The 11,041-nt window shown below is 47.0% G+C and carries 3 protein-coding genes; all 3 read left to right on the plus strand.

Translation table 11 applies throughout. The features are described 5' to 3' along the window. Window positions 1–118: 118 nt before the first annotated feature. Window positions 119–454, plus strand: a complete 336-nt coding sequence (gene rtxH / locus AACQ17_RS01740) for a protein RtxH (RefSeq protein ID WP_013856638.1) — start codon at window positions 119–121, stop codon at window positions 452–454. A gap of 15 nt (window positions 455–469) precedes the next feature. After that, a complete protein-coding gene (gene rtxC / locus AACQ17_RS01745) occupies window positions 470–931 on the plus strand; it encodes an RTX toxin-activating lysine-acyltransferase RtxC (protein WP_017044044.1) in 462 nt (153 codons plus the stop codon). A 22-nt stretch (window positions 932–953) separates the two neighbouring features. Continuing rightward, on the plus strand, window positions 954–11,041 hold a 10,088-nt coding region (gene rtxA / locus AACQ17_RS01750; RefSeq protein WP_094167709.1), incomplete at its 3' end, for an MARTX multifunctional-autoprocessing repeats-in-toxin holotoxin RtxA.

Below are 11,041 nucleotides of genomic sequence, written 5' to 3' on the forward strand. Positions count from 1 at the left end.
GTTGCATGCCATTGAAATGCTGTATAACATTAAACATCATTTTTGGGTTATCGCTACTTTTTTATAAGTGGCTTTAATCTTTTTTTATTTTCTTTTTAAATTATGAGGTGAGTTATTTATGTCTGAGAAATTCGTTCAAACTGTATCGAGTGTTAATTATAATAAAGGTGTTTTTTCTCTCTATTTTGTTGGACAGAATCAATCCAACATGGCAAACGGTATTATGGCGGAAAGTGATACGGACTTAGAGCTAAAAGAAGTGATTCATATGCCTGCTTCTGGTTTTATGTATATGGTTTCGATGGTTAAGAATATGCTTGAAGATCCTCGTATGAACGAAGAGTTAGAAAAATTAATTGCCGCAGGTTTTCTACCATCACCGAGTGAAGCACCTCAAGAGAACGAGAGTGGTATTGAGCCAGCTAAAAAACGCGTGACACGCACGAAAAAATAAAAGGTGGCTTAGCGTATGTTGATTCAACATCACGCGGCGAAACTGGATCGTGCAATGATGCAGAAAATGATGGGTGGGATTCTTCTGCTCAGCCAATATTCTCCTCTGCATCAGCGGTATCTTATCAGTGAATGGCAGCAACGGATTATGCCATCATTTGAGTTAAATCAGTTTTGCTATTACGAAGATGAACAAGGACGTCCAATTGCATTTTGTAATTGGGCGTTTTTGTCTGAGCAAGTGAGAGAGTTGCTATTGTCCGGTGAACGAGAAATCGAAGCCGCTGACTGGCGCTCTGGTGATCATATCTACATTCCTGAAATGCTTGCTCCTTTTGGGCACGGACGTCAAATCGTCAATGACTTACGACAGCGTGTTTTTTTGCCGTGGAAAGGGCAAAAAGTGTGTACTGTCCGCGGCAAAATCGACACGCAAAACGACCGCTGTATCCGTAAGGTACAGTGGTTTTCTATTTAAATAATAATAAGAGCCACAGTCTATGGGAAAACCATTTTGGAGAAGTGTCGAATACTTCTTCACCGGAAATTATTCCGCCGACGATGGAAATAACGACATTGTTGCCATCGGTTTTGGCGGCGAAATTCATGCTTATGGCGGAGATGATCATATTCATCTGGGGTCGATCGGAGCCACGGTATATACCGGTTCAGGTAACGATACGGTATCGGCGGGGGCCGGCTATCTAAAAGTTGAAGATACAACGGGGAACCTGAGCGTTCGAGGCGCTGCGGGTTATGCTGATATCAAGAAAAACGGAGACGGTAATCTCTCATTTTCAGGTGCTGCTGGTGGTGTAGACATTGGTCATGACGGCCAGCATGGCAACATCAGCTACGCAGGTGCTGCGGCTTACAACCACATTAAGCGTCAAGGGTCATCAGGCCATGTTTCTTTCCAAGGTGCTGGTGGCTACAACGCTATCTGGCATGAAACTAATCATGGAAACTTGAGTTTCGAAGGTGCAGGTGCGGGCAATAAAATCGATCGTACTTGGTTTAACCAGTATCAAGGATCTCAAGGTGATGTGCGTTTTGTCGGCGCGGGGGTTGCTAACAGTATTAGCTCACGTGTTGAAAGCGGTAACCTGCACTTTAGTGGAGCTGGTGCGGATAACCATTTGGTTCGCAAAGGCAAGGTTGGGGATATTACCCTAGCGGGTGCCGGGGCATCCAACCGAATTGAGCGTACGCACAATGCGAACGATGTGTATACCGAAACACGCGGTAATATTCGCTTCGAAGGTGTGGGTGGTTACAACAGCCTTTACTCTGATGTGGCACATGGTGATATTCACTTCTCGGGCGGCGGTGCTTATAACACCATTACTCGTAAAGGTTCTGGGGATGACTTCGCGAAAGAAGGAATGGCCAATGCCAAGGCTGATAAAGTTGTATTAACTAAGGCGGTGATGAGTGGTTCATGGATAGGACAAAATCATCAAGTCACGGCAGTAAAATCAGCTAACGAGCCTAATACTTATCTTTTTGCTTTCGCAGACTCCTCGTATACCAAAATTAACAAAGTACAGTTGCGTAATGATCCTCAAACCGGAGAGCTGAGATATTACTCTTCGGCTTGGTATAAAGAGGGTAACCATTTAAACAACTTAGCGAATCAAGATATTTCCAACAACGGTGGTTTCACAGCCGTTAATATCAATGGTGCTTACACGTTATCTGATCTCAAAGTTGAACATCAACAATCTGTCACCGTTCATGCCGTTGAAAAAAGCCTGACTGAATATGAGTGGGTGACTTACGCCAATGGTGCGGTGATTGATGCGAAAGATGTGTCATTGTCGGATGCAAAAATGGGTGGTCACGCGATTTATGCTGATGGCACTAAGGTTGATGTCAAAGCGGTAAAATCAAACCGCAAACCCAACACTTATGTTTACGCTAAAATGCTGGGACAACACACGAAAATCGTTGTGGTTGAACTGGCGAACGATGCCGAAACCGGCGCGCTGAAATATCAAGCTCGCTCTTGGTATAAAGAAGGTGATCACACGGCCAATTTAGCTAACCAAGATATTTCGTCTGTGTATGGATATCACGAAATGGGCAAAGGGGGTTACTCGCTCAGCGACTTGCATTACAGCGTTAACGCGGTAAGAAGTACCAGCGAAACCGTGGCTGATATCGACGAATACACGGATCAAACCTTATTCAAACCCGTAAGCGATAGCGGCGAAAGCTCTGGCGATATTCATTTCAATGGTGTCGGTGGCGGTAACGTTATTAAATCCAACGTAACACGCGGTCATGTTTACTTTAACGGTGGCGGTCTTGCCAACGTGATCCTGCACAGCTCCCAATTTGGTAATACCGAATTTAACGGTGCTGGCGCGGCTAACGTGATTGTCAAAAATGGCGAAGAAGGGGATCTCACCTTCCGCGGCGCAGGTTTGGCAAACGTATTAGTGCACCAAAGTCAGCAAGGCAAGATGGATGTTTACGCGGGTGGTGCGTTGAACGTGCTGGTTCGTGTTGGTAACGGCGACTATCTGGCTCACTTATTGGCTTACGGCAACATCTCGGTACAGAAAGGCCAAGGCAATAGTCGAGTTACTCTACTGGGCGGCTATAACACGCACACGCAAATCGGTAGTGGTGATGCACTATGGCTAGCGGCTGGCGGTTTCAATGTCATGACACAAGTCGGTCAAGGCGATGTGGCTTCGGTACTGGCTGGTGGCGCAAACGTATTGACCAAAATGGGTGATGGTGAACTCACGGCGGGCATGCTGGGTGGTGCGAACGTGATTACCCATATCAGCAGTGATGATCAATTATCGAATACCACGGCGGTGGCACTCGGCGGCGCAAACATTCTCACCAAAAAAGGCAAAGGCAACACCCTTGCTGTAATGGGCGGTGGCGCAAACGTGTTGACGCATGTGGGCAATGGCACAACAACTGGCGTTATGGTCGGCGGTGCGAACATCCTTACCAAAGTGGGTAATGGCGATACAACCGGCATTATGCTTGGTGTTGGTAACGTGCTGACGCATTTTGGTGACGGTCAAACTCTTGGAGTGATGGGCGCAGTAGGCAACATCTTCACCAAAGTGGGCGATGGAACCTCCATTGCGGCCATGATTGGTGCAGGCAATATCTTTACCCATGTGGGAGAAGGCAATGCTTGGGCGCTTATGGGCGGCTTGGGTAACGTCTTTACCAAAGTGGGTAACGGTGATGCTCTTGCGTTAATGGTGGCAGAAGCCAACGTCTTCACTCACATTGGTGATGGCATGTCGGTGGCGCTTATGTTAGCCAAAGGTAACGTTGCGACAAAAGTGGGTAATGGAACCACACTCGCGGCGATGGTTGGTAACGCCAATATCTTCACTCACGTAGGCAGTGGCAGCACGTTTGCGGCGATGATTGGCCAAGCCAACATCATGACCAAAGTGGGCGATGATCTCACCGCTGCGCTGATGGTCGGTAAAGCAAACATCTATACCCATGTCGGTGATGGAACCAGCCTAGGAATATTCGCAGGCGAAGTGAACGTGATGACTAAGGTCGGTAACGGCACAACGCTGGCGGCGATGTTCGGTAAAGCGAACATCATGACGCATGTCGGCGATGGTCTAACGGGCGTGTTAGCACTGGGCGAAGCCAATATTGTCACCAAAGTGGGTGATGATTTCATGGGGGTTGTGGCGGCAGCAAAAGCCAACGTCGTGACTCATGTTGGTGATGCAACCACTGCAGCGGTATTGGCTGGTAAAGGCAATATCCTCACCAAAGTGGGCGAAGGCACCACGGTAGGGTTGTTGATTTCCGATATCGGCAACGTGATGACTCATGTCGGAGATGGCACGACCATTGGTATTGCCAAGGGTAAGGCAAACATCATTACCAAAGTCGGTGATGGTTTGGGTGTTAACGTGGCTTGGGGTCAAGCAAACGTGTTTACCCAAGTGGGCGACGGTGATCGCTATAACTTTGCCAAAGGTGAAGCCAACGTCATCAGCAAAGTGGGCGATGGTCAAGAAGTCTCTGTCGTGCAAGGTCAAGCCAATATCATTACCCATGTGGGTGATGGTGATGATTATACCGGTGCTTGGGGCAAAGCCAACGTTATCACCAAAGTGGGTAATGGCCGAAATGTTGTGCTAGCCAAAGGTGAAGCCAACATCGTGACTCAAGTGGGTGATGGCGATAGCTTTAACGCACTTTGGAGTAAGGGCAACATCGTCACCAAAGTCGGTGATGGTATGCAGGTGACCGCCGCGAAAGGCAAAGCGAACGTAACGACTCGAGTGGGAGATGGCCTAAACGTCACCGCCGCTTATGGTGATGCCAATATTAACACTGTGGTTGGTGACGGTATTTCGGTCAATGTTGCTTGGGGCCAATACAACGTCAATACCAAAATCGGCGATGGTTTGAACGTCGCGGTCATGAAAGGTAAAGCCAACGCTAATATTCATGTTGGTGATGGTTTAGGGGTTAATGCTTCTTACGCTCAAAACAACGTGGTGATCAAAATCGGTAATGGTGATTTCTACAGTTTGGCGGTCGCGTCGAGCAACACCAGCAGCAACAAGCTCTCCGCCCTGTTTGATAACATCAAGCAAACCGTACTTGGTGTCGGTGGTAGCCAAGCAATCAACTACTTAGTGCAAGGCGATGAAGCATCATCATCCGGCACGCATAAAGGCCGTGGTGCGATTGCGACACCTGAAATTACCAAGCTGGATGGCTTCCAAATGGAGGCGATTGAAGAAGTGGGCTCGGACTTGGGTGATAGCCTAACAGGTAGTGTGACCAAGGTAGACGCACCTGATCTCAATCAAATGCAAAATGCGCTCAGCGTTGACGACTCTTCGGACCAAGTTCAAGGGCCAAATCTCATTGTTAATGGCGATTTTGAGCAGGGGGAGTACGGTTGGAGGGCCTCTAACGGTATTGAAGCAGGTTTTTCTGCCAACGGTTATGGCGTTGCAAGTGAAGGACACGGCAACCGAGTCAGTGAGCTTGACACCTACATCAACACGACCATTTTTCAAGATCTGAATGATCTCAATCATGGCGAAGTTATTACGCTGAGCTTTGATTTTGCAAAACGTGCAGGCATTTCTAATAACGAAGGCATTGACGTTCTCTGGAACGGCGAAGTGGTTTTCTCATCGTCTGGTGATGAATCTGCTTGGCAGAAAAAAACCTTAAAACTGACCGCTCAAGCTGGCAGTAACCGTATCGAATTCAAAGGCACAGGCCACGATGATGGGTTGGGCTATATCTTAGATAACGTAGTTGCGAAATTAGAAACGCTACAGCAAACTAATGCGGTGAGTGAGCATGCAACGCAAAATCAAGCGTCGCAGAATGCCCTATCAGACAAAGAGCGCGCAGAAGCGGATCGCCAGCGTCTAGAACAAGAAAAGCAGAAACAGCTCGATGCTGTCGCAGGTTCGCAAAGCCAATTGGAATCTACCGACCAACAAGCTCTGGAAAATAATGGTCAAGCTCAACGCGATGCAGTGAAAGAAGAGTCGGAAGCCGTGACGGCTGAGTTGACCGAACTGGCACAAGGTCTCGATGTGCTCGATGACAAAGCCACGCATACGGGTGAGTCGGGCGACCAATGGCGCAACGATTTTGCCGGTGGCTTGCTTGATGGTGTTCAAACCCAATTGGACAACGCAAAACAGGTTTCTGGTGAGCAGATTGCTGCCGCGAAACAGACGCACGCGGACAATCAAAATAAAGTCAAAGATTCGGTTGCACAATCGGAAGCAGGCGTCGCAAAAGGTGAGCAAAACCTGGCGGGTGCAGAGCAAGGCATTGCTGATGCTAAAACTGATGCTGAAAAACGTAAAGCTGATGCTTTGGCAAAAGGCAATGACGCGAAACAAGCCGAATCTGACGCACACAGCGCAGCAAACGACGCGCAATCGCGTGGTGATCGCGATGCGATGAACGCGGAACATAAAGCCAACCAAGTGCAGAATGATGCGAAAGGGGCTAAGCAAAACGAAAGCGATCGCCCTGATCGTCAAGGTGTTGCGGGCAGCGGCCTTGTGGGTCAAGCACATAGCGTCGAAGCCGCTGGTGCTGCGGGCCGCCATATCAACGCTGACAGTCAAACAAACGCTGATGGTCGCTTTAGCGAAGGCTTGAGCGAGCAAGAGCTAGAAGCCTTAGAAGGTGCGACCAATGCAGTCAACCGCCTGCAAATTAACGCAGGAATTCGAGCGAAAAATACGGGTAGTTCTGTCACTTCGATGTTCACTGAGACAAACGCCGACAGTATTGTTGTGCCAACAACGGCCTCTCAGGATGTGAGCCGAAAAGAGATTCACATTTCAGGGGTGAACCTAGAAGGGTTGAGCGCTGTTAAGAGAAGTCAACCGACTGGCCTACTTGGTTCTAAAAGCGTTCCTGGGTTTAAAAGCCATTTTGCATCGACATCCATTGGTATAGAAAATGAGCTATCTGGCCTAGTTGTTGTTTTACCTAAGAACTCAGCACAGACGTTTGGATATGTGCATGATTCACAAGGTAACCCATTGTTTATGTTGACCAAAGATATGAATCAAGGTGGTTACAGTAACCCAGTTGGTATCACTGATATCAAAGGGGTGAACAACTGGCAGACTCATACCATTGAATTGGTTACATATCCTAGTGAAACCAGTGATATGGTTGCGATTGAAAGTCGCAAAGAGGCAATGTTATGGCTAGCGAAAGAATTTACAGGCCATATCAATCAATCGAACCACCATAGCTTACCTAGTTTGGTTAGTGATGACGGGCGTTTTACGCTGGTTATATCGAATTCGAAGCATTTCATCGCGGCGGGTAACGGTACTTCTATTGAAGCTCAAGGGCAGACAATAGGAATGACCCCTAGTGGGCAACAAGCCACGATGGCCATCAGTGCGAAAGAATTTGGTTCAAGCTCGTCATTGGAAGTGAGACTTCTAGAATCTGCGCCTTGGTATCAGTCAGGACTGAGAGATGAATTTTTAGTAAATGCGAACGAAGCTAAATTAGATGATCCAGTGGTAGCGCAAAATGTGTATGCCTATCTAACATCGGTGTATTCAAAAACAGCAAATCTGGCGAAAGAGTACGGTATCTATATTAATGATTGGGATCCTGCATCTGAAGGCTTCTCGCCGAATGCTCAAGGGTTAACCGATCCGAAAGTGAAAAATGCTTGGGAGATTTTGCCGAGAACTAAGCCAGTAAAAATGCTGGAGCTTCTGAGCGCAGACGACTCACGATACGTGCGACAACAAATTATTGAGAAGCTGAAAGGTTCACATTCAGAAAGCCTTGCTAAGAACGTGTTTGAATACTTCCAGTATGGCGGAGAAGTGGCGGGGCATGGAATCAACAATGCAACGACAGGACGTTCGCAGCAGCCTGAACCCGCGATTTTGTTTGAGTTTCGCAGTGTGCCGAGTGTTTTAAGTAAATTTGTGCCTAAAACAGAGTCCACCGCAAAAGTTGATGTTAAGGCACTCGATCATTTTGACTCTGCTAGCCGCAAAGCCATCATTACTGAAGTGAATGCTCTGGTGAGCGACAGTGATGATTTCAATGCCTGGTATCAGGAGTATCGGGCAAGCAAAGGCCAGCCTCCAGTTAAAAACCCTAAATTCAGTGCTTCTGCAAATCATAAAGCAGAATGGTTGATGACGCAGCATGCCGAGCAATGGGCGAAAGTGACAGCGCCTTATATCGAAAGTAATGAGACGAGCACGTCAACACAAACGACGGTAGAAACGGGCGAAGTGCTTAAAGGACTCGAGAAAGATTTCAAACTTTATGGCGAAGCGCTGCAACCGGATACTCGCGTACCGGGCAAATTGAAAGACATTCGGACAACCGAAGATTTCTTGAATGGTTATAAAAACGACCATGCGAAGGATATCGTTGACGGCTTCCGTTCAAACATGAACATCAAGCAACTGGTGGATCTGTTTGTTAAAGGAAACTGGAGTGCAGAGCAAAAAGGTGCGCTTGCTTGGGAAATTGAAAGTCGTGCACTGAAAGTGACGTTCCAGAACAAGTCTGAGAAGTACAACCGACTGTTCCGTGAGATTGCCTCTGCTGGCGTCGTGGATGCGAAAGCGACCGAGCAACTTGCGCCACAGTTAATGCTGTTGAACCTATCGAACGACGGTTTTGGTGGTCGTTGTGATCCACTTTCTAAACTCGTTCTGGTTGCAAAGCAGCTCGAAAACGATGGCCAAATTGGCGTTGCAAGACAACTGCTAGAGAAGATGTACTCTGCGGCAGCAGTGCTGAGTAATCCAACGCTTTACTCAGACAGTGAAAAAGCCAACGCTAGCAAACTGCTCAGCAGCTTGGCGGCCATTCATGCAAAGAACCCAATGCATGATACGTCGATGAAAGTGTGGCAGGAAAAGCTGGAAGGGAAGCAAGCGCTGACCGTAAACAGTGTGGTTGAGAAAATCACTGATGCATCGGCTAACGGTAAATCGGTGTTGCTGGAACTTGATGCTCCGGGACATGCGATGGCGGCTTGGGCAAAAGGCTCAGGTGACGAGCGAGTTTACGGCTTCTACGATCCAAATGCTGGCATCGTTGAGTTCTCGTCAGCAGAGAAGTTTGGCGCCTACCTAGCGCGTTTCTTCGGCAAGTCCGATCTGAACATGGCTCAAAGCTATAAGCTGGCTAAAAACGACGCAGGTGAAGCAATCTTCAACCGTGTGGTGGTAATGGATGGCAACACGTTAGCAAGCTACAAGCCAACCTTCGGCGACAAAACCACTATGCAGGGGATCCTCGATTTACCTGTGTTTGACGCAACGCCGATTAAAAAACCAGGTACTTCAGATGTCGATGCAAAAGTTGTAGATGACACGAAAGAAGCATTGGCTGATGGAAAGATACTTCACAACCAAGATGTGAATGATCACGATGAAATCACCACATTACTGAAAAACAAGCCTGTATTGGATGATGCGGAGACGATATCAAACGCAGATTCTCACCATAAGAATTATCAATCCCGAGATTTAGTTCTCGAGCCAATCGTGCAACCAGAAACCATCGAGCTTGGTATGCCTGATATCGATCAGAAAATATTGGCGGAGGTTGCTGAGCGTGAAAATGTCATTATCGGTGTTCGACCAGTTGATGAGAAGTCGAAGTCACTGATTGATTCTAAGCTCTATAGCAGTAAAGGTTTATTTGTTAAGGCGAAAAGCTCTGATTGGGGGCCAATGTCTGGTTTTATTCCTGTAGATCAGTCATTTGCCAAAGCATCTGCGAGAAGAGATCTCGATAAATTTAACGGCTATGCCGAACAATCCATTGAGTCTGGTAATGCGGTAAGTGCCGATTTGTATCTAAATCAGGTTCGAATGGATGAGTTGGTGTCTAAATATCAGTCACTGACAGCTCTTGAGTTTGATGCAGAAAGCGGTATGTACAAAACAACGGCAACCAATGGTGATCAAACAGTCACTTTCTTCCTGAATAAAGTGACTGTTGAGAGTAAAGATCTGTGGCAGGTTCATTACATGAAAGATGGCGAGCTAGCGCCGTTCAAAGTGATTGGTGATCCTGTATCTAAACAGCCGATGACAGCAGACTATGATTTGTTGACGGTGATGTATTCCTACGCTGATCTAGGGCCGCAAGATAAGGTCAAGCAACCATTAACTTGGGAACAGTGGAAAGAGTCTGTTACTTACGAAGACTTAACGCCTAAGTATCAAGAGCTATACGACAGTGAGGTGCTTTATAACAAGAAGGATGGGGCGAGCCTTGGCGTTGTGAGCGATCGCTTAAAAACGCTGAAAGATGTGATCAATACCAGCTTGGGCAGAACCGATGGCCTAGAGATGGTGCATCATGGTGCAGACGACGCAAACCCTTATGCGGTAATGGCGGACAATTTCCCTGCGACTTTCTTTGTACCTAAAAGCTTCTTTATGGAAGATGGTTTAGGCGAAGGAAAGGGCTCTATCCAAACGTATTTCAATGTGAATGAGCAAGGTGCGGTGGTGATTCGTGATCCGCAGGAGTTTTCTAATTTCCAGCAGGTAGCGATTAATGTCAGTTACCGAGCATCACTCAATGATAAGTGGAATGCTGGCCTTGATGACCCACTCTTTACACCAAAACGTAAATTGTCTCATGAGTTCCTTGTAGCAAGAGACAAGATAGCCAAAATGTTAAGCAATGAGTCTAGCGATTTAGGCAACGACTCTGAATTAGAAGGAATTGCTGAGCGTCGTACTGTTGGCTCTGTTATAAATCACAATGAAGCTCGTGAAGGCGAACAAGGCAGTAAAGTTGTACATACAATTGACACTTTGCCATCTTCGGAGATATTGGATCAAGTTATTCGAGACCTGAATAAATCCTCTACTCTCATGAGTGAAACGAATTTTTATGATCCTAAGAAGTTTGAGTCAGATAGTGTGCGTGTAAAAGTAGAGTGGAAGCAGACGCTGACTAATATTAATAATATTAGAAGCATGTATTTCCCACATGACATGGCACGTTACTTTGAAGCACTGAAGGACTACAAAGTAGGTAACTGTGGTGATCGTGCACTATATGCAGC

The sequence above is a fragment of the Vibrio sp. V10_P2A27P122 genome, assembly GCF_963874335.1.
GTDB classification, from domain to species: domain Bacteria; phylum Pseudomonadota; class Gammaproteobacteria; order Enterobacterales; family Vibrionaceae; genus Vibrio; species Vibrio anguillarum.

Excerpts from the sequence above, each read along its gene's own strand:
- rtxH (WP_013856638.1), top strand. The coding sequence starts at position 119 with ATGTCTGAGAAATTCGTTCAAACTGTATCGAGTGTTAATTATAATAAA.
- rtxC (WP_017044044.1), top strand. The coding sequence starts at position 470 with ATGTTGATTCAACATCACGCGGCGAAACTGGATCGTGCAATGATGCAG.